Source organism: Rhizobium sp. NRK18, assembly GCF_024385575.1.
Classification (GTDB): Bacteria; Pseudomonadota; Alphaproteobacteria; order Rhizobiales; family Rhizobiaceae; genus JANFMV01.
Map to the genome: position 1 here is coordinate 299,564 of NZ_JANFMV010000004.1, position 19,659 is coordinate 319,222.

General features: G+C 59.5%; 16 protein-coding genes and 1 pseudogene. 3 read left to right on the top strand and 14 right to left on the bottom strand.

Going from position 1 to position 19,659, the window contains the following annotated elements; all coding sequences use genetic code 11:
* Nucleotides 1-69: 69 nt before the first annotated feature.
* Genes NN662_RS20620 through NN662_RS20640 form a run of 5 tightly spaced genes read right to left on the bottom strand, consistent with a single transcriptional unit; the run spans nucleotide 70 to nucleotide 5,643 of the window.
* Complete coding sequence (locus NN662_RS20620; protein ID WP_261932294.1) at nucleotides 70-1,179, bottom strand: ABC transporter ATP-binding protein; 1,110 nt, start codon at nucleotides 1,177-1,179, stop codon at nucleotides 70-72.
* A gap of 31 nt (nucleotides 1,180-1,210) precedes the next feature.
* Nucleotides 1,211-2,527 (bottom strand): alpha-glucosidase/alpha-galactosidase, encoded by a 1,317-nt coding sequence (locus NN662_RS20625; protein WP_261932295.1) that lies wholly within the window; start codon nucleotides 2,525-2,527, stop codon nucleotides 1,211-1,213.
* A gap of 23 nt (nucleotides 2,528-2,550) precedes the next feature.
* A complete protein-coding gene (locus NN662_RS20630) occupies nucleotides 2,551-3,411 on the bottom strand; it encodes a carbohydrate ABC transporter permease (RefSeq protein ID WP_261932296.1) in 861 nt (286 codons plus the stop codon).
* Nucleotides 3,411-4,352 (bottom strand): carbohydrate ABC transporter permease, encoded by a 942-nt coding sequence (locus NN662_RS20635; protein WP_261932297.1) that lies wholly within the window; start codon nucleotides 4,350-4,352, stop codon nucleotides 3,411-3,413. Before NN662_RS20635 ends, NN662_RS20630 begins: the two co-directional genes overlap by 1 nt.
* Nucleotides 4,353-4,377: 25 nt before the next feature.
* Nucleotides 4,378-5,643, bottom strand: a complete 1,266-nt coding sequence (locus NN662_RS20640) for an ABC transporter substrate-binding protein (protein ID WP_261932298.1) — start codon at nucleotides 5,641-5,643, stop codon at nucleotides 4,378-4,380.
* A 353-nt stretch (nucleotides 5,644-5,996) separates the two neighbouring features.
* Here NN662_RS20640 and NN662_RS20645 point away from each other — a divergent pair, with 353 nt between their 5' ends.
* Together NN662_RS20645 and NN662_RS20650 are read left to right on the top strand one after the other, a co-directional pair.
* On the top strand, nucleotides 5,997-6,821 hold the full coding sequence (locus tag NN662_RS20645; protein ID WP_261932299.1) for a DeoR/GlpR family DNA-binding transcription regulator: 825 nt from the start codon (nucleotides 5,997-5,999) through the stop codon (nucleotides 6,819-6,821).
* A complete protein-coding gene (locus NN662_RS20650; protein WP_261932300.1) occupies nucleotides 6,802-7,704 on the top strand; it encodes an N-acetylglucosamine kinase in 903 nt (300 codons plus the stop codon). The genes NN662_RS20645 and NN662_RS20650 overlap by 20 nt, the downstream gene beginning before the upstream one ends.
* A gap of 11 nt (nucleotides 7,705-7,715) precedes the next feature.
* Here NN662_RS20650 and NN662_RS20655 read toward each other — a convergent pair.
* The 9 genes and pseudogenes from NN662_RS20655 to NN662_RS20695 form a co-directional block, all read right to left on the bottom strand.
* Nucleotides 7,716-7,859: pseudogene (locus NN662_RS20655) on the bottom strand (IS6 family transposase); the annotation flags it as partial.
* Nucleotides 7,860-8,140: 281 nt separating this feature from the next.
* Nucleotides 8,141-9,787 carry a Na/Pi cotransporter family protein gene (locus NN662_RS20660; protein WP_261932301.1) on the bottom strand — a complete coding sequence of 549 codons (1,647 nt, stop codon included), beginning with the start codon at nucleotides 9,785-9,787 and terminating at the stop codon, nucleotides 8,141-8,143.
* A gap of 84 nt (nucleotides 9,788-9,871) precedes the next feature.
* Nucleotides 9,872-11,512 (bottom strand): metallophosphoesterase family protein, encoded by a 1,641-nt coding sequence (locus tag NN662_RS20665; protein ID WP_261932302.1) that lies wholly within the window; start codon nucleotides 11,510-11,512, stop codon nucleotides 9,872-9,874.
* Nucleotides 11,505-12,146, bottom strand: a complete 642-nt coding sequence (locus NN662_RS20670; RefSeq protein ID WP_261932303.1) for a dual specificity protein phosphatase family protein — start codon at nucleotides 12,144-12,146, stop codon at nucleotides 11,505-11,507. The genes NN662_RS20665 and NN662_RS20670 overlap by 8 nt, the downstream gene beginning before the upstream one ends.
* 16 nt (nucleotides 12,147-12,162) lie before the next feature.
* Nucleotides 12,163-13,287 (bottom strand): ABC transporter ATP-binding protein, encoded by a 1,125-nt coding sequence (locus tag NN662_RS20675; RefSeq protein WP_261932304.1) that lies wholly within the window; start codon nucleotides 13,285-13,287, stop codon nucleotides 12,163-12,165.
* 36 nt (nucleotides 13,288-13,323) lie between these two features.
* Nucleotides 13,324-14,553, bottom strand: coding sequence for an ABC transporter substrate-binding protein (locus tag NN662_RS20680; protein WP_261932305.1), 1,230 nt, complete (start codon nucleotides 14,551-14,553; stop codon nucleotides 13,324-13,326).
* 32 nt (nucleotides 14,554-14,585) lie between these two features.
* Complete coding sequence (locus NN662_RS20685) at nucleotides 14,586-16,400, bottom strand: ABC transporter permease (protein WP_261932306.1); 1,815 nt, start codon at nucleotides 16,398-16,400, stop codon at nucleotides 14,586-14,588.
* Between the two features lie 33 nt (nucleotides 16,401-16,433).
* The gene (locus NN662_RS20690; protein WP_261932307.1) at nucleotides 16,434-17,264 is read right to left on the bottom strand and encodes an inositol monophosphatase family protein; all 831 of its coding nucleotides are present in this window, start codon (nucleotides 17,262-17,264) and stop codon (nucleotides 16,434-16,436) included.
* 88 nt (nucleotides 17,265-17,352) lie between these two features.
* On the bottom strand, nucleotides 17,353-18,345 hold the full coding sequence (locus tag NN662_RS20695) for a substrate-binding domain-containing protein (protein WP_261932308.1): 993 nt from the start codon (nucleotides 18,343-18,345) through the stop codon (nucleotides 17,353-17,355).
* 536 nt (nucleotides 18,346-18,881) lie between these two features.
* Here NN662_RS20695 and NN662_RS20700 point away from each other — a divergent pair.
* On the top strand, nucleotides 18,882-19,655 hold the full coding sequence (locus NN662_RS20700; RefSeq protein ID WP_261932309.1) for an ABC transporter ATP-binding protein: 774 nt from the start codon (nucleotides 18,882-18,884) through the stop codon (nucleotides 19,653-19,655).
* Nucleotides 19,656-19,659: the final 4 nt, after the last annotated feature.

Sequence of the window (19,659 nt, forward strand, 5' to 3'; positions counted from 1 at the left end):
GAAGGTCATGACGTCATTCTTTCATAAGTACTCTTTTGGACGGCTAGTCTCGACCAGGCGGCAGACACCTCATATGGCCTTCTGCATCATGGTCACCGGGACGGATGGCAGAAGCCGTCGACCGTCCTTCGCGTCGAAGACGTGGCCCGTATTCGGCTTTGGTGCGATCGTCAGCATTTGTCCGGAGCGTAGGTCGTAGCGCTCGTGCAGAAGGAGGCAGATGGACGCTTCGCCGACTATTGCGGGATTCCTCAGCATGACGATCGTGTCTCCGCCGGTTGGCTCGATCACGTCAATTTCGAAGGAAAGTCCCGTGTCGGACGGCAGCAATTGCTCGGGACGAAGGCCGAGATGCACCGCCTGGCCGGCCTCTCCGGCGACTGGGGCCGGCAGGGTTAGCACGCTGCCATCGGCCAGAACCACGTTTTGCCTGTCCGCGCCAAGGGTCCCATTGATGAAGTTCATCGAGGGCGACCCGAGGAAACCTGCGACAAATTCATTGGCCGGTTCGTCATAGAGATCGATCGGCTTGCCGATCTGTTCCACCCGGCCGTCCCGCATCACGACGATACGGTCGCCGAGTGTCATTGCCTCCACCTGGTCATGGGTGACATAAATCATCGTCGCCTTAAGACGATTGTGCATCTGCTTGATTTCGGTCCGCATCTGGACGCGAAGCTTTGCATCGAGATTGGAAAGCGGTTCGTCGAACAGGAACAGGGCCGGCTCGCGTACCACGGCTCGGCCCATGGCGACGCGTTGGCGCTGTCCACCCGAAAGCTGTCTCGGATAGCGGTCCAGCAAATGCGAAAGGCCAAGGCTTTTGGCGGCGACATCGACCCTGGCGTTGCGCTCCTTCTCACCGACATTCCTGAGCTTCAGCGAAAAGCCCATGTTGTCGCGTACGGTCATGTGCGGATAGAGAGCGTAGTTCTGAAAGACCATCGCAATGTCGCGGTTCTTCGCCGGGATATTGTTCACGACCTTTCCGCCGAAGGAGATGATGCCCGAGGTTATGCTCTCCAGCCCGGCGATCATCCGCAGCAGGGTTGACTTGCCACATCCCGAGGGCCCGACGAGCACAACGAACTCGCCGCTGTTCATGTCGATATCCAGCCCATGGAGCGCGGCCTGGATGCCGTATGACTTGCGCAGTTGTGAAATCTTGACATCGGTCATGAGCGTTTTCCGAATGTGGTCATTGATGTTTTCAGGAGAGCGGGGGCACCATGCTGCCGTGGGCTTCGATCATGTCGCTGACGAGAGCCGCGATCTGGTCGGGCGCCAGCTCCGAGGACGTGTGCGGATCGAGCATCGCCGCCTGCTCGACATAGTGGCGTTTACCGGTCAACGCGGCCAGAACAGTCAGCTCCTGAACATTGGTGCTCAGACGAATGACCGCTGCGAGCTCGGCAGGAAGATCACCAACCTTGATCGGCTGGATGCCGTTGCGGTCGACATGGCAAGGCACCTCGACCGCCGCCTCGTAGGGCAGATTGCCGATCAGGCCGTGATTGACAACGTTGCCGTAGATCAGCTCCGGTTCGTTTGTCACCATGGCGTTGAGAATTGCCGAGGCATATTCGTCGGAGCGGCACACCTCGATGGGCTTGTCGCCCTCCAGATCCTTGCGCTGCTGCGCCCATTCGCCCAGTCGCCTTTCGCAACGACGCGGATATTCGTCCAGCGGAATGTTCAGCCTGCCGATCAGGTCCTCATGGCCGCGCTTGATGTACCACGGCACATATTCGGAGAAATGCTCGGAGGATTCGGTGACGAAATACCCGAAACGCCGCAACATGTCGAAGCGCACACGATCGTCATCCGGCACCTTGTCGGACGCGGCCAACGCCTTGAGACGCGGATAAAGATCCTCGAAGGAGCCGTCTGGAAGCCGTTTGCCGTATTTCAGCATGAAGGCGACGTGATTGATGCCTGCCGACACATAATCGATGTCGCGGATATCCTCGCCGAGGCATTCGGCCAGATGTTGGGCTGTGTGCTGAACCGAATGGCAAAGCCCGACGGTGCGGATTTCGGGGGCCAGTTTCGCAACGGCCCAGCAGTTCATTGCCATCGGATTGACGTAGTTCATCAGCAGCGCATCGGGGCAGAGGTCCTGCATGTCTTCACAGATCCCCTTCAGCACTGGAATGGTGCGCAGCGCCCGGAAGATGCCGCCGATGCCAAGTGTATCGGCAATGGTCTGGCGCAAGCCGTATTTCTTGGGAATCTCAAAGTCGATGACCGTCGACGGGCGATAGCCACCCACCTGGAACATCAGGATCACGAAGCGGGCGCCCTTCAGCGCGACACGCCGATCCATCGTCGCCTCGACGCGGACATTCGAAAGCTTCAAGGCTTCGCAGATGCGCCGGGTTACGATCTCGGACGTCGAAAGCCGGTCGCCGTCGATGTCGTGCAGGCTGATCGTGCAATCTGCGAAGGCCGGGCGGCTGAGAATGTCGCCGAGAATGTTCTGGGCAAACACCGTGCTGCCGGCGCCGATAAGGGTAATCTTGGTCAATGCGGTCACTCCGTACGGATGGGCTACTTGCCTGCGCCGGCCATCAGGCCATTGAGCAGGAAACGATTGAGAAACATGACGACCAGCGCCGGTGGGATCATTGCCAGGATGCCCGCGGCATTGATCAGGCCGTAGTCGACGTAGTTCTTGGTGGCGAATTCGGGAATCAGCACGGTCAGCGGCTTGGTCGCGGCTGTCGGCGCAAAGACGAGCGGGACCGAGAATTGCCCCCATGCGCCAAGGAAGGTCAGGATCGCTGCCGCGATCAGGCCCGGCGCGGCGAGTGGCATGACGATGCGCACCATGGTGTAGATCCGACCGGCGCCATCGAGATAGGCGGCCTCCTCGATCGACAGCGGCAGCGACTCATAGACCGAGCGCATCAGCCACATGGCGAGCGGCAGATAGGCCGAGATGTAGATCAGGATGATGCCGGTATAGGTATCGACGAGATGCAGGCTCACCATCATACGGTAGAGCGGGATCAACACCGTGTAACCCGGGACGGCCAGGGTGGCGACGATCATGTAGAAGACAAGATCACGACCGGGAAAGCGCATGCGCACCGCCGCATAGGCCGCAAGCGCTGCAATCGCCGTCGTCAGGATCGTCGCGCCGCCCGCAAGGACGAGACTGTTGACCAGGGCGCGAAGAAAATCATGCCATATCCCGGTCTCGTCCGGCAGGCCGATCAGGCCACCGACGAGTTTGCGATAATGTTCGAATGTAATTGTCGGCGGCACCAGATTGATCGGCGACGTTGCGATATCGCGCGGTTTCATCAGGCTTGTGGCAAGCGCCCAGTAGATGGGGCCGAGCGACCAGATCAGGAGCACGATCGCAGCCAGGCGCTGGCCCAGTCCACGCAAGAGAAATGAAACCATCAGTCGAACCTCGTTTCGCGGTAGATCCGCCGGACGTAGACGGCCGATACGAGGATCGACACCAGCATCACCGTGATCGACATCGCCATGCCGTAGGAGAACTTGAGATCCTGGAACGCCGTCATGTAGATCTGGCCCTGGATGGGCCGCGTGATCGCGCTCGCCTTCGCGAGGATCCATGCTTCGTCGAAAATGTTGAACGCCGTGATCGTCGACTGCGTCAGCGCAATGCCGAGCGCGCCCGCAATCAGCGGCAGCGTTATCATCGTCAGGCGGCGGATCTTGCCGGCACCATCGACTTCCGCCGCCTCATACAATTCGCGCGGGATGGTCTGCAGGGCGGCGAGCAGGATCACGGCATTGAGCGGCATCATGCGCCAGACATGGACGAGAGTTACCAGCAGCAGTGCTGTTGCCTGATCGTTCATCCAGACATGGGGCTGGTCGATAAGGCCGAAACGCAACAGCAAACCGTTGAGAAGACCGTAATGCGGATTGTATATCCACGACCAGACCATGGCGTTGACCACAGGCGGCAGGGCCCAGGGCAGGATGACGGCAGCGAGAAGCCAGCGCCGCCCGCTCTTCATGCCGTTAAGCAGCAGCGCACTGAGGAGGCCAAGGATCAACTCCATAACCACCGCCATCACCACGTAGAACCAGGTGTTCCACCAGGCATTTCGCACATCCGGATCGGCGAACATGCGCGTGTAGTTTTGCAAGCCCACGAAAGGCTGGCCGGGCAACATGGGTGTCACGCGGTGAAAACTGTCCCATGCCGTGAGCAGTACCGGCATGAAAACGAAGGCAGCCATCAGAAGTATGACGGGCGTGGCGAGGGCTATTCCCAGGCTCGCGTCGCTGGCGACCAACTGGCGCCACGTCCGCTTTTCACCCTCCTGGAAGGATGGGGCCGTCATCGCGACCTCGCTCTTACTCATCCGGCTGCCTCCGTCAGTCACCTGGTCAATTCCCGTTCATCGCAGACTTCGCGGCCTTGGCGATGGACGCGATAGCATCGGGAACGGTCATCTGGCCGGTGGCCACCGCGTTGACGGCGGATGCCGCCGCATTCGAGAATGGCGGATACCAAGGCGGCGTACCTTCGGCGAACAGCGGATTGACCGACGAGACCTGCTCGACGATTGCGTCACCACTTTCCAGCTTCCCCTTGCCGTTGAGGTCCATCAGGGCGTCTTTGCGCGTGGGCAGCGTGCCGTGCTCAAGATAGGACTGGACCTGAGCGTCCTTGCCCATCACGTAGTTGATGAACTTCAGCGCATCTTCCTTGTTCGTGGACGCAGCCGGAATTGCGAGTGCCTCCGGAAGGCCATAGGTCTCGGTCTTTCCTGTGACATTGGGAACCACGGCGCCGGCGCTGTTGCCCGCCACGCGGGATTTTTCCTTGTCGTTGTAAGTCGCAAGCGGACCCGGGCCATCGGAGAGAATGAAGCTGATGTCACCAGCCTTGAAGGCTTCACGAACCTCCGGATTGCCATAGGCAGTGGAGGCCGGGTCGATCAGGCCGTCATCGATCGCCTGCTTGATGAATTGCAGCGCCTTGTATCCGCCGGAAGAGGGATCGGTGAACGCCGGTTCTCCGTTGGCGTCAAACAGCGTGCCGCCATACATCATGGTGATCAGGTACCAGGCGGTGGACGTCGCCTCGCCGACGGAAAGCGGCAGTCCGAAGGGGTACTTCGTGATGCCCTTTTCCTTGATCGCCTTGCCGGCCGCCAGCAGCTCGTCCATCGTGCGCGGAACCTTGTCGATCCCCGCCTTCTTCAGGTGATCGGTATTGACCACCATCATCTTGAAATCATTGTTATAAGGAGCACCGACGATCTTACCGTCATATTTGAAGATCGGCAGCACGGAAATCTCGTCGAGCGCAGATTGCTCGACCTTGCCGTCCAGCGGCTCGAGCCAGCCGGCAGCGCCGAACTGACCGACCCACGACCAGTCGAGCTCGATTACGTCGGCCGGCGCCGTACCCGCGACGAGCGCGGTAATGATGCGGGTATGAAGCTGATCCCACGCAAGCGTCTGCTGATCGACATGGATGCCGGTATCCTTCTCGAAGGCCTGCAGGACATCGGGAGCATAACCGTCACCGGGCAGCAGAACCGTGATGTCGCCAGCCAGGGCCGGCAGTGCGAAAAGGCTGGCGGCAAGCGCGAGCGACAGTCTCCGCAAACTGCGCCGATGCACGCCTTGAAACTCAATTCTCATAACTTACTCCCAGTTTTTTCGGGTTGAACAGAGCTGGTTGCCTCGTTCGAGGTTCTGGTTGCGGCGAGCCTTCTTAAGGATCCGGCCGATGACGACAACGTGGCACAATCATTTTCGATCATCAATAGTTTTATTATTTGAGCGATAATTATTTTATTTTGAGCACGAATGAGCTCTCAAAGACCCCAAAAGCCCGAAAAATGACAATTCCCGACCGAACTGGAGAGGAATTCTGTAAATTGATGTCGAAAACCGCTACATGAGGTGAGCGATTTTGATCATTTCTCTTGACCCTTGCGAGCGGGTCGGGTTTCACTGCGATGAATTCTGCGTCAATGAATGGAGACCGAGACATGAAGTCCAACCGGCTGGAGGCGATCCGAAGCCATCTTTATGCCCACGGACCGACGAGCATCAACGATCTCTCCCAGGCCATGAACGCCTCGATCGCCACGATCCGCCGCGATCTCGCCGAACTTGAAGAGGCCGGAACCGTAGATCGAGTTCATGGTGGCGCCAGGCTTGCGCAGGGGTCCAGCGTCGAAATCGACTTCGACATGAGGGAACAGCAGAGCATATCTGAGAAGCGCAGCATCGCCACGGCCGCCTATCAGCTGATCAAGCCGCACAGTTCGGTGTTTCTCGACGCAGGCACCACGGTGCTTCAGGTTGCGAGCCTGCTGCGCATCGAGCCGGTTCCGTGCCTGGTGTTCACCAATGGACTGCGGGTGGCACAGGAGCTGTTCAACGTTCCCCGAGTGCGCATCAACCTGGTTGGCGGAAGCCTGAGAAACGAGAATGCATCCTTCGTGGGCCCGCTTGCCGAGCAGATGTTGCACTCGATCTGGATCGATACACTGATGCTCGGCGTCGGGGCGATCGCTGACGATGGCGTGATCTACAGTATCGACAGCACCGAAGCTCGGCTCAACACCACCATGATCGAGCGGTCCAGCCGCCACATCATCCTCGCGACCGCCGGCAAGTTTGGCCACAACGCGACTTTCGCTGTGGGCAAAGTGCCCAAGGGCGCAATCATCATCACCAGCACCCTTCTGGGCGATGAATGGCATGAACGCATTCGGGAATGGGGATGCGAACTGATCGTGACGCGACCGGGATCGGTTCCTGCCACGCAAAATGCTGTCGAGGTGGAAAATGCTGGTCCTGGGATTTGATGGCGGCGGCAGCAACGCCCGGCTGGCGTTGGCGACCAGCGATGGCGAAACCATTCTCGAAGCCCGTGCCGGCGGCGTCAATCCGATGGACAACGCCGAATGGCGCGCCAATTTTGAAGTCCTTTTCGCCAAGGTCGGCGAGAGAATGGATCAGGTTTGCACGGCCGTCCTCGGTCTGCCGGGTTGGGGCGAGATTCCTGATCTTGATCGGGAAGTCGCGGCCTGGCTCAAGGAGCGCCTGCCCTGCGAACCGCTCATGCTCAACGATGTCGAACTTGCCCAGCGGGCAGCCTTCGACGACGCTCCCGGCGTCCTGCTTCTCTCGGGCACGGGTTCGATGGCCGTTGCCCGCGACCCCGCCGGCACCATGCTGCGCGCTGGTGGCTTCGGTGACCTGATAGGCGATGAAGGCAGCGCCTTCGACATCGGCCGATCGGCGCTCGCCAGACTGTCGCACGAAACCGACGGGCGGGCACCGGCTAGTCCCTTCGGGGCACGGATGAAAGACCATCTGAGGTTTGAGCAGACCAACGAGACGCAAGCGATCATGGGATGGCTTTACGCTTCTCCGCACCCTCGCTCGGCGATCGCCGCGATCGCCGCCTTCGTCGATAGCCTGTCTGAAGAGGGCGACCCCGTAGCTCGGGCAATTCTTGAAGATGCCGGATATTCGGTAGCGCGCCTTTACCACGCAATGGTGCAGCGGGCATGCCTGACGGACATGGCCTGGAGCTATGCGGGCAGCACCTTCCGATCCAGTACATTTCGGTCCGCCGTCCAGGCTGAAATCGGACATGCACCCACAGCCCCCTCAAACGACGCACTTAACGGCGCTCTGCGCATCGCCGCCAGGAAGAGTGGCATCTCGACGAAACCGTCCTGATCGACCGCGCGCCACAGCCGGACGGTCTGGCGCGAGACGATGACCTCGCGGGCAGCCAGCAACTCTTCGAATATACGCAGGCTCGGAGGGAAGCGGAAATGAAGCCAAACGGCGTGGGCAGTGACGTCAGCTGGAAAGCGATGTCGGCGATAAAGTGGATCACGGCCTGTCCTGGCCCGTCACCTGCACATCATATTCCAAATTCTATTAATTTGACGATACCCGACAATCGGTTGGTAGATTTGCGGCGAGCCGACGATCATTTGCTCACGACCGGGAAGGGTGATCACTCAATGCGCCGCCCCATGATCATTTACGTTCGGCGGAACAGGGACGATAGCGCAAGGTGACAAAGACAATCACTGAAAGCCCCGCTTCGTGAACACAATCCTGCAGATCAACTAGCAAAATTCCACAGTCAAACTGCAACACAAGCTTATTGAGCGGGTATGCGCAGACGGCTTTCCACCAGGTGGCCTCTTTCATCCAATATCGGATGAGCTACGGACACAAGATGGGCATTGACCCGCTTGAGATCACGAAGGATGTCGAGATGCAGCGAACTTGTCTGCAGGCTGCTATTCAGGCCATCCCTCAAGCGCCGCAGATGGCGCTCGGCGGAATCCTTTTCCATCCGCCGCACCTCCACCTTGAGTTCCATCATCTGTCGCGCCAGATCGATGTCCCCGGTCACGAAGATGGACTGCGCGATACGAAGGTTATCAATCGTCAGATCGAAGAGACGGCGCAATTCGTCATAGCCTTCCTCCGAGAAGGTCAGGCCCAGTGAAATTTTCTTGGCAACCTGCGGCAACAGGCCTTTCTCCACTATATCGCCGACATGTTCGAGATTGATGGCATAGTCGATGATCTGGATGGAGCGTCGGCTGTCTTCCTCATCCAAGCTGTTGCGCGCCAATTTCGACAGATAAAGCTTGACGTCGCCCTGCAGCGCATCGACCTGCTTTTCAAAGGAGGCAACAGACGTCAAACAGGCCATATCGTTCTGTTCGAAGGCGTGGGACACATCCAGCAGCATGCGCTCGACAAGATCGCCGATGCCGAGCACTTCGCGCGTCGCCGAGGCCAGCGCCACGACGGGGGTCGCAAGTTCCTGCTGATCGAGATAGCGTGGCCCGGTCGCTGGCACGGCCTCGTCGGGTACCAATCGTTCCGTCAATCCAGCGACCATGCCGGTCAATGGCCAGGCCAGAAGGGCCAGAGCGATGTTGAACGAGAGATGCACGTCAACCGGAAGACTCGTGGCGGCATAGGGTAGCCTTCCGAAGGCTTCGGCGGCATAGCCGACCATCGGCAGGGCAATCACGCATCCGACTGCCCGAACTATCAGATTGGCGATGGTTACGCGCTTGCCCGAGGCAGACGTTCCCAATGAGGCAAGCACAGGCGGAACCGCACCGCCAAGATTGGCCCCGAGAACCAGAACGATCGTAAGCTCCGGCGAGAGATGACCGGTCGACGCCAGCGACAGGATCAGCACCACCGCAGCCAGGCTGGACGACGAAACGAAGGCGATCGCTGCCGAAAACGCCAACGCCACAGGCCAGGCATTGTCGAGCAAACCAATGAAGGCCCCCAGCGCCGGGGAGGCGCGCATCGGTTCCGTCGCGTTGCTCAACAGGTGCAGCGAAAGCAGCATCAGGCCGATGCCGATCACCGCCTTGCCGGCTCCCTGACGCGAATGATGGCCACCGCGGTACAGTATCAACCCTATCAATAGCAGAAGGGGGGAAATCATCTCGACGCCTGCCGCCACGATCCAGGCGGTGACGGCCGTTCCGACATTGGCGCCCAGCAACACCACCTGGGCCATGCGCTGGCGCACAAGGCCGCGTTCGACGAAGGACGAGATCATAAGCGCGGTCGCTGTTGAACTTTGCAGTCCTATGGTCGCCAGGAACCCGGAGAGGAAGGAACGGATATCCGTGGACGTGCCGGATGCCAGGACCGTGCGCAACCGCGCGCCGAAGGCCAGGGTCACCCCTTCCTTCACCTGCGACAGGCCGAAGAGCAGCAAGGCCACGGCGCCGAACAGGTTGATCATGACGATAGTCGATTCCAAGAGAGGTTCACTCCTTCATCGAGTTGTAAAACTTGACGACAACGGCCTTGCCGGAAGAGACCGGTACCGCGAGAGCAATGCGCATCAGCGCGCTGAAAGCGCGATCCGGTGCTCGCATGGCCAGGGAAACACGGTCTCGTCGTTTTTCGCCTGCCGGGCGAAATGCCCCAGCATTGCGAGGAACAGGCGAAGAAATTCACTCTCCGAGGCGATATCGCGCGGTGCGTCGGAGATACGCAGTCCTTCATAGGTGGCGAGCCGCTCCGCCGCGATCTCACGCCTAGCCGCAGCTCCGCCAAATCGCAGGAAATACCAGTCGCAAACGACCGAGCGAAAGGAGGCATTCTGTGGGGACGGCATGGTGCATTCCATTCCCGCCTTGGCGCAGGCCTCTTCATAGTTCAGCCGGTCGATCAGGTCGTGATAGACGGCTGGCCAATCGCGAGCAACATAACGCCTGTCTATCAGTGCCCGCAAATGTGCCGACAAGAAGGCGCCGTAGGTGCTGGCTGAAAACGCTGGATCGGGCTCCTCTCCGGCCGCTTCGGCTTCCGCACGGTATGCTTCCGCGATCCGCAAATCTGCGGCAAGCCCAGACAGGGCACGATCCTGAAGCCGGACTGCGTCGTCCGCCACCGTCACGCTCTTCCATCCGGCGGGAAAGGCGACCAGGGAGGGCAGCGCGACGTTGACGAGGCTTCGGTTTCCATCCGCAACCCGCGTTGTCCGATGCACATGAAGATGACCGCTGAAATGGATACCGCCGCCCGTAGCAAGCAACCGGGCGGCCACTTTACCCTGCGGCTTGCGCTGGCCAAAGCTCGTCGAGCCAAACAGTCGGCTCTCGAGGCCAGCGTCATCCTCGAAGGGGTCGAGGACGGGATAGTGAGAGAATAGCAGGAGCTTCTTGCCCTGCCGCCGCGCACGGTCCTGAACATCAGAGATCCAGTCGACGATGAACGGCTTGTGCACCAGCATGCCATTCCAGCCGGCGGACGTGCTGTCTTCGAAGGCATCCTCGGCAAAGCCGGTGGCAAACCCGTTACGAGGTGCAAAGACATTGGCGTCAATCATCATGAACCAGACGCCGTCCGAGGGCTCGATCAGATAGCTGGCATCCATCAATCTGTGCCGGGACTGCCCATCCGGCGAAACGACCTCGTACAAGCGGTCTTCGACCCGATCGGACAAGCCAAACGGGCTTTCCCAATACCGATCATCGGCGCGGCGAAAGAAGCCGAAATCTTTCATCGGCGACAGGCCGGCAGGATATCCGTCGCAGTACATTGGCGGGTAATGGACATCGCCTCCGTCCAACCGACTCGACACCGTGACGCGGCCGCCGTCTGCGGAGATGAACTCCTTGTTGTGATGGCGACCGGCCAAGGCAAAGATGTCATGGTTGCCCGGCAGTGCGTGGAACCGCAAACCGAGTGCGCTCTGGCCCCTCAGGAGTGTGCTCAAGGTGGCCAACGTCGCCCGTTGACCGTCATCGCTGTAGTCGCCAAGCAGGACCACATCGCGAATGCCGTCATCTCGAATCTGGCGCAACGCTTCGATGAAGGCGGCATGACTTTCGTTGAAGACACGAGTGGATATGCTGCTTTCCGCCCAGCTGCGCAAAGACAATCGCCGCCCCTCGAAGGTTGGGCCGGTAATGCCATAATCGCCCTCGATGTCGTGAAAATGGGCGTCCGCAATCACGGCAAAGCGGAAATCATCCATCGACAGTCGCCACACTCGCCTGGCGGGCGCCCTCGACAAGATCGATCCAATCGCTGGCCTTGCGGGCGGCATCGCAGAGCATGGGCTTCGGCGTCTCGAACCACTCGTCGGGTCGAAGGTCTCGATGCTTGCGGACATGGGAGACGGCATCGTCAAGCGTCGGAAAGCACTCCGGCTGCTGCTTGTGCAGGAAGAGCGCGACAAGCGATACGGACCGGCTGCGACCGCTTCGGCAGTTGACAAGGATATTGCCGCCGGACCGGAACGGATATGTGTGGCGCTCTGGCATGACCTGGTTCATGGCGCCGAGGAGGATGTAATAGCCGCCCAACATCATGGTCTCCGGGTTTCCACCACCATCGATCATGCCGAGCTTGTAGTAGCGGATTTCGGAATAGCCGGTGGCGCATTTCTCGCCCTCTTCCCGATTAACTGGGTTTCGGACGAAATTGATGTCAAGATTGACGGCACAGTTGACGACAACGGTGATGCCGTTGTCCCGCAGCAGTCCGAGATCACGCGCGCCGTCCAACCCGCCAAGAAACAACGACACACCGTTCGGTCCAAGCCCATCGGCGATCCGGCTGATGGGAGGGCGCTCGTAAACCGGAGCGATCTGCTGAGCTTCATTCATAAGGTCGATCCTTCCGTCATGCCGCGTCGGATTTGCGAAGCCGACGTTCGTCGGGAATATTCCTGCCGGTCGTGGCGTCGAAGAGCATCACGTGATCAGGTTCGATCTCCAGCCAGACATTGTGGGTCGGCCAGCTTTCGACGAAGCGGGAGACCAGCACGGTGATCTGTTGCCCCATTGCTGTCAGCGACACAATGGTCTGCGAGCCGGTGGGCTGCACGACGTCCACCTGCGCCGGGATCGCGCCGGGCTTGGGATGGTCGAGAATGGTCATCCGTTCCGGACGCACGGCGAGAGTCACCTCCCCTGCCTCCTGCTGCGGCCGGTTCGGCAGCTCGATCTCCGTCCCGGAGAAGGACACGTGGCTTACGTCGCCGTTGTGACGCAACGTGCCCGAGAACAGGTTGACCTTTGGATCGCCGATAAATTCGGCGACAAAAAGGTTGGCCGGGTGGTGATAGATCTCGTAGGGCGATCCGATCTGCTGGATCACCCCGTCCTTCATGACGACGATCATGTCGGACATGGTCAATGCTTCCACCTGGTCATGAGTGACATAAATGGTGGTGGCACCAAGATCGCGTGAAAGCCGTTTCAACTCCACACGCATCTCGGTGCGCAGTACCGCATCGAGATTGGACAGGGGCTCATCCATGAGAAGGATGGAATTGCGCGCTGCAATCAGACGGGCAACGGCTACGCGCTGCTGCTGACCGCCCGACAACTCGGACGGAAAGCGTTCCTCCATGCCCTCCAGCCTCACGCTCTTCAACGCCTCGTCCAGACGCGAAGCGATTTCCTGCTTCGGATGTTTGGCCTGATGGAGTGCCAGCGTGATATTACGCTCAACCTTCATGTTGGGCCAGAGTGCGTAGCTCTGGAAGATAAAACCCAGGCCACGCTTTTCCGGCGGTACGAAAGTGTCCCCCGCTCCGGAAAAGACCGTCTTGTCGCCGAGCGTCAGCTCGCCGCCCGATGGCTTCTCCAGACCGGCGATGATACGCAGTGTCGTGGTCTTGCCGCATCCGGACGGTCCCAGAAGGGTCACGAATTTACCCTGGGGAATATCGAGGTCCAACGGCGGGATGGCGAGATGCGCACCGTAGGATTTGGTAATGCCCTTGAGGCTGACTTCAATCATGTGATCCTCCATAGACCGTCCGCAGACAGCTTCCTCTTACTGGCTCGTTTCGATGATCCAGAAATCATTGACGGCAGCGACATTGTCCCGCTGATAGGACGGGGTGCCCCAGAACTTGGTCGCCTCGCGCCATTTTTCGCCACCGGGCGGAACCGGCACGTCATCGCGAGGAGAGAACGTGCCAACCTTGAAATAGGCGGCCAGTCCCTGAAGAGCTTCCAGCGACTTGCCGTCTCGATAGGGCTTTTCGACCTTCGTATCCGCCGTCAGATCCTTCGGCCCCATCTGGAATGCCACAAACAGCTTGGCTGCATTCGGATGCGGAGCCTTGGCCGCAATCGATGTATAGGTCGAATAGGCAAACACGCCGGCGGGATTGACGTCGTAGAGAATGGCATTGGCGTAATCGTCGGATGCATTCTTGTTGATGTAATGCATGCTGGAGAAGGTGATCGGCGGCTTGTCCTGCCCCTTCAACCCGGATGCAGTCGCAAGCTTCGAGCCGGAATCATAGATCACTAGGTCATTTTGCAGCAAACGATGCAGGAACTCGTAACCGGCATTTTCGATGCCATCGGACAGTTCCAGCGGCTTGCCCGCGTAGTCCTGATACGCCTTGGCAAATGCATCGGAATGCTCGGCGATCATGGCCAGAAGGCCGAGCGTGGTCAAAGAGCCGAGCGGGCTCTTCATCGCAAACCGCTTCTTCCATTCCGGTTCGGTCAACTGCCAGACATTGCTGATCGGCGGTGCATCCTTGTAGGTATCCGCGTTGTACATCAACACGGTCGCCTCGACGACCTGCGTCAAAAGCGGCTCGCGCAGTTCCTCCGGAATGCTCTTTTCCAGATAGCGCGGGACATAATTGACAATGCGGTGGTTGGGCAGCAGATCGTAGATCATCTGTGCCGCGCCGCCGGTGTTGACTACGTCCACTGAGTAGATGCCGGCCTGCTGCTCGCGCACGACCTTCTCGATGGTCTTCTCCGAACCCAGATCATAGGCGTTTACCTTGATCTCCGGATAGAGTTTCTGGAAGTCCTCGGCGAGCGCATTGACGGTCGAAGCGGAGGAGTAGACGGTGACCTCGCCCTCCTGCTTGGCCTTTTTGATAATGTCGTCCCAGTTTTCGTCCTGGGGCTGGAACTGAGAGAGTTCCGCCGTCTTGAGCCAGCTTTCGAAATCGGCTTCCTGGGCGAACGCCGGCGAAGCCAAAGCGAGCGCGACGCTGCCCGCCAGGATCTGGTTAAAAAGTCTTCTCTTCATGGTATATCCTCCTCTGTTTCGGGTCCGCCTCCTCAAGCGAAACCCATCTTCGTGTTGCGGAAAAGCAGTCGGAACAGCACGTTGCAGCCGACGACGAGAGCGACCAGCAACAGCGTTGCGGCTCCGATCAGTTGCGGCACGTCGTCCGTCTGGTAGCTGTAGATCACGCTGGCGAGTACGGCCGTCGAAGGCGTCACCAGAAGCACGATCAGGGAAAGCTCGCGCATCGTGCCGATGAAGGTGAGCAGCATCCCGGAGACAAGACCCGACGAGGCCAGTGGAACAATGATCCGGCGCATTCTGGTGAACCAGCCGATCCCCTGCACCCGAGCCGTTTCCTCCAGCGACTTGTCGATCTGCAGGAGAGCGGCAATGCCGGTTCGTGAGGTGTATGGCAGGTTCTTCACGGTCGCGATCAGAACCAGCAGCGCGAATGTTCCATAGAGTGCCGGGATCGGGCCGATGGACTTCGAGAACATGCCGATATAGATCGCGCCGAACGCCACTGCCGGGAAGATGTATGGGAGGAATGCGGCCATCTCGAGCGTGCGGGAGGCGAGCGTTCCGCGGGTGCGAACCACCACATAGCCGATCAGGAAGCCGAGGATGCCTGTGCCCAGCGCGGCGAAAAAGGCGAGGCGCAAGCTGTTCCAGGCCGCCGACAGGATCTGCGGGTTTTGAAAGACACCAGCATAGAGAGCGTTGACGCCGCCGCGATCGCCGAACCAGTAGTGCAGCGTCAGCTGTGAGAGATCGAAGACGCCCGCGGTCTTGGAGAGCGATTGCAGCAGCAGCAATCCGATAGGCAGGATGACCGTGAAGCAGAGCAGCAGCATGATCAGCCCGAACACGACCCAGCGGAAGGGTCCAAGATCGACTTCGCGGCTGCGGAAGCCCTTGCCGGACATGGTCACGAAGCTCTTGCGCACACCGATGATGCGCTGATTGATCCAGATGAACAGGATCGCCATGACGACCAGGACCAGGGCCAGCAGATAGCCGTCACCGACATTGCGCGAGCCGATTGCCGCATAGATCTGTGTCGGCAAGACGAAATAGCGTGCCGGCATGCCGAGAACGGCCGGCGTACCGAAGGATCCGATCACCCGGATGAAGGTCATCACCACGGCGGAACCGAGCGCCGGCAGCACCAGCGGCGCGGTGATGGAAAGGAATTGTCTCAGGCGGGAGAGACCGGCAATGGCTCCGGCCTCTTCCAGCTGACTGTCGACCGTCGACAGCGACCCGGAAATGATCAGGTAGGAATAAACGTAGTAGTGAAACGCCAGGCAGATGATGATCGGTACAGCGCCGAAAGCCAGCCAGTCCGGCGGCTGCGATCCCGTGACATAGGCGAGCAGACCAGAGGCACCGCCGATGCGGTCGTTCTTGAAGAACGTCATCCACGCGAGCGCCATTACCCAGGAAGGGAGCATGTAGGGCATGACAACGGCCGCATTGACCGTTTCGCGAAATGGAACATTGGTCCGCACCACCACCCAGGCAAGTGTCGCTCCAAGCGCGAGGCACAGAACCGTCGCCCCGAAGGCGGTAATCAGCGAGTTGACGAAAGGCTTGTAGAAGAGAGCCCAGGAAAGACGGCCGGTAAACACCCGCTCATAGTGAAAGCTTGTCAGCTCACCCGGCACACGTCCAGGAAGATAGGTCGCATCATACGGTTGAACCGTCATCGTCTCGCGAATGAGCTGGAAGAGCGGAAACACCACCAGAAAGGCGAGGATCACAGCCATGATCAGCGCGATCATTTTCTCCGGCGCGGAGAATATCCGCACTAAGCCCATGGCGTAAGAGCCTTTGCGCGGGCCCGCATTCGTCAAAGTCGTCATGTCTTCCTCCCCTTGCACTCCCGCGACCTGCAATCAGCCAGCCGCGCTCGCCACTTCCGCCACCGGTCGTTCCGCCTCCAGTGGAATGCCAACGGCCGCACTTATCCTTGCCGAAACGCCGGGCGCTGCTGCAAGGACAGGTCCTCCGGACCGCAGGTCACCGAGCTCCATGAACGGGCAGACTGCCCCGCCGGCCTCCGCCACCAGCAACAGGCCAGGCACACAGTCCCAGGAATTCATGTGGAGCTCGACATAGCCGTCCGAGCGGCCGTCCGCGACATGCGCGAGCGCGAGCGCGCCCGACCCGCAACGGCGTACATTGAAACCCTGGTCCAGCAGGCCGGTCATTGCCGCCATGTATCTTGAGTTCGGCACGCGGGTCGACCAGCCGAGCTCCACGGAGGCCGCCGCTGCATCGGTGGTCGCCGCAACCTTGAGAGGCTTGCCATTGAGCGTCGCACCGGCATTGCGGCGCGCGAGGTAGAGCTCGTCGCTCATGGGATTGAAAATCGCCGCCAACTGCGGAACACCCTTTTCCACAAAACCGATCGAAATGCAGAAATGATTGATCCGGCGGGCAAAATTTGCGGTTCCGTCGATCGGATCGACGATCCAGACATCGCCATCGACGCTGCCACCACCCTCCTCGCCGAAGAACGAGTCATCGGGGAAAGCAGCCGCGATCGCCGTGCGAATATGCTCTTCGGATGCAAGGTCGGTTTCAGTCAGGAAATCCTGTGGCCCCTTCATCGCGAAAGCCTTTCCGGCACTTTCCGCGCAGGCAGTCCGCACGACGTCGCCTGCCGACCGGATAACCGCGGCCAGGAATTCGAATCTCCGGTCGAGCTTGTTCTCACGCTGCAATTCATTTCCTCCAATGCACACGTGTTCAATATGCACACGTGTGCATTCCTTGCAAGCACTTTTTCCTTTGAAGTCGCAAGGGATCTTTTCAGGAGTTTCGCACGGTCGAGCGTGAAACGAGTTCTACCGGCACATTGACCACCTCCAGCGAGGGGCCGTCCTTTTCGATTGCATCGAGAACAGCTTCGGTCAAATGGTCGAACGACTGGGCGATGGTGGTCAGGTCATAGCTATACCATGCCGCCTGAGGAATATCGTCAAAGCCGACGACGGAGACATCTTCCGGCACCCGCAGGCCGAGTTCGTGCCGGGCGGCGTCCAGTAGCCCCATGGCGAGCAGGTCCGTCACACAGAACACGCCGTCGATATTTCCGGCTTTCAACAGCGCCCGGCCAGCCATGAGGCCGGTCTCGTAAGTGGTCGGCCCATCCATCCATTCGACAATGTCGCAACCCCGCTCGCCGACATAGCGGCGAAATTCCTCAGCACGCCGAAGCTGCGTCGGCGTCCGACTGCCGCTCGCGACCACCGCCAGCTTTCTGCAACCCGCTTCGACCAGCTGCTGTCCGGCCAGCCGGGCGCCGGTTACATCGTCAGTCATGATCAGGTCGGTGTCGGCCCCTTCGGTTTTCCGGTTGATGAGGATGAGCTTCACGCCACGGGCCCTGCACTCTTCGACGATCGCATTTGGCGGCTCTCCTGAGAGCACCACGATCGCACGGGCGCGAAACTCGAAAATGAGCTCGATGAGTGGGGCAATGTCCTGGCGGGCGTCGGCGGCATTCAGGAGCAGGCACTGCATTCCCTTGCGCAGGAGCCCAATACTCAGGAGATCAAGCTGTTTGGCAATAAAGGGCATCGACAGATTGGCACCGACGACACCGATCAGGTTCGAGCCGCTGCCATTGAGGGATTGCGCGAGACGATTGACGCGGTATCCAAGCGCCTTCGCAGCCTTCAGGACCTTGGCCCGGACCTCGGGCGAGACACTCGCACCGGGCGTGAAGGTCCGGGACACGGCGGACCGAGAGACGCCCGCCTTGCGTGCCACATCAATCGAATTGACTACCTTCTTCGCCATCAGACCCCAGTCTGCCTCGCTCAACAGCGCTCTTGTTAGCCTAACTGCCCCTCGTGTCACAATCGCTTTCGCGGCGCAACGAACCTTGCGCCCTCAATTTCGCTCAACGCAGTTGAACCCTAGAAGTGAACGACCTCGGATTCATCGAAGCTTCCAACCTCGGACGAAGCAGCGCCAAAGCCCTTTCCCGAGTGCACTGTCACTTCAGCTGCTGCAGCCGGTACCAGTTGATTACCCACCACTCTGAAATGAATATGGGAATGGCTCCTATCTCTTCCCGGCAGGCAATGGCCCGGCCAGGTCTCAAATTTTTCCCGACTTCCGTAACGACAAGGACCCCCTGACGGCTGGCGCACTGAAGTGCAGCGCGTAGAGATGCAGGCGCATTAATGATATAAATCTCATATTTGAGATTTTTGTTGCGACCCCGGAATTTTTGTGAAAATCTGCAGGTCTTCCCGATGATCACGCGATCGAGGAGAACCACTCCCGATTGGCGACAGTTCCTTCGACGGTCAAGTTATGGAGATATAAGTATGGGGCATTCGTCGCGGATGATCGATATCGCGGGCGTACACAAAACATTCGTTGCGGATCACGGAACGGTCACCGCCCTTGAGCCGGTTACAATCTCGATCCGTCAGGGTGAATTCATTTCCATTGTCGGCCCCTCCGGCTGCGGTAAATCCACCCTGCTTCGCTTGATCTCCGGACTTGACGCGGCGAGTGGCGGCACAATCACGCTCGATGTGGCCGACCGTAAGCGACCGGTTGGCTTCGTGTTCCAAGAGCCGGTTCTTCTGCCCTGGAAAACCATTCTTGAAAACGTCCGTTTTCCGCTGGATACGGCCGGTGTCAGTCGTGTTCAAGCAGACAAAACTGCGCTCGACCTCATCAACATGGTTGGTCTTTCAGGTTTCGAAAAAGCACTGCCGCGTCAGCTTTCTGGTGGCATGCGTCAGCGTGCTGCGATTGCTCGCTCGCTATCTGATGATCCGCCGATCCTGCTGATGGACGAACCTTTCTCTGCCGTCGATCTTCTCACCCGCGATACCTTGAACGACGAATTGCTGCGCATCTGGCAATCGACAGGCAAGACGATCCTGCTCGTCACCCACAGCGTGGAGGAAGCCGCCTATCTTGCCGACCGGGTAATGGTAATGACTGCACGCCCGGGCAAGTTGAAATGCGTGCATGACGTCAGTCTTGCACGTCCTCGCGGTGAGGAGACCAAGCTCGATCCCGCCTATCATGCGCTGGTCGCACAACTGCGCCGCGACTTGAGAGCGACTGGCGGGGAGGCCCACTGATGGG

Coding starts and splice junctions, on each gene's coding strand:
- NN662_RS20685 (WP_261932306.1), bottom strand. CDS start 16,400: ATGACGACTTTGACGAATGCGGGCCCGCGCAAAGGCTCTTACGCCATG.
- NN662_RS20695 (WP_261932308.1), bottom strand. CDS start 18,345: ATGGCGAAGAAGGTAGTCAATTCGATTGATGTGGCACGCAAGGCGGGC.
- NN662_RS20650 (WP_261932300.1), top strand. CDS start 6,802: ATGCTGGTCCTGGGATTTGATGGCGGCGGCAGCAACGCCCGGCTGGCG.
- NN662_RS20640 (WP_261932298.1), bottom strand. CDS start 5,643: ATGAGAATTGAGTTTCAAGGCGTGCATCGGCGCAGTTTGCGGAGACTG.
- NN662_RS20670 (WP_261932303.1), bottom strand. CDS start 12,146: ATGAATGAAGCTCAGCAGATCGCTCCGGTTTACGAGCGCCCTCCCATC.
- NN662_RS20675 (WP_261932304.1), bottom strand. CDS start 13,287: ATGATTGAAGTCAGCCTCAAGGGCATTACCAAATCCTACGGTGCGCAT.
- NN662_RS20630 (WP_261932296.1), bottom strand. CDS start 3,411: ATGGTTTCATTTCTCTTGCGTGGACTGGGCCAGCGCCTGGCTGCGATC.
- NN662_RS20680 (WP_261932305.1), bottom strand. CDS start 14,553: ATGAAGAGAAGACTTTTTAACCAGATCCTGGCGGGCAGCGTCGCGCTC.
- NN662_RS20635 (WP_261932297.1), bottom strand. CDS start 4,352: ATGAGTAAGAGCGAGGTCGCGATGACGGCCCCATCCTTCCAGGAGGGT.
- NN662_RS20620 (WP_261932294.1), bottom strand. CDS start 1,179: ATGACCGATGTCAAGATTTCACAACTGCGCAAGTCATACGGCATCCAG.
- NN662_RS20665 (WP_261932302.1), bottom strand. CDS start 11,512: ATGGATGATTTCCGCTTTGCCGTGATTGCGGACGCCCATTTTCACGAC.
- NN662_RS20700 (WP_261932309.1), top strand. CDS start 18,882: ATGGGGCATTCGTCGCGGATGATCGATATCGCGGGCGTACACAAAACA.
- NN662_RS20645 (WP_261932299.1), top strand. CDS start 5,997: ATGAAGTCCAACCGGCTGGAGGCGATCCGAAGCCATCTTTATGCCCAC.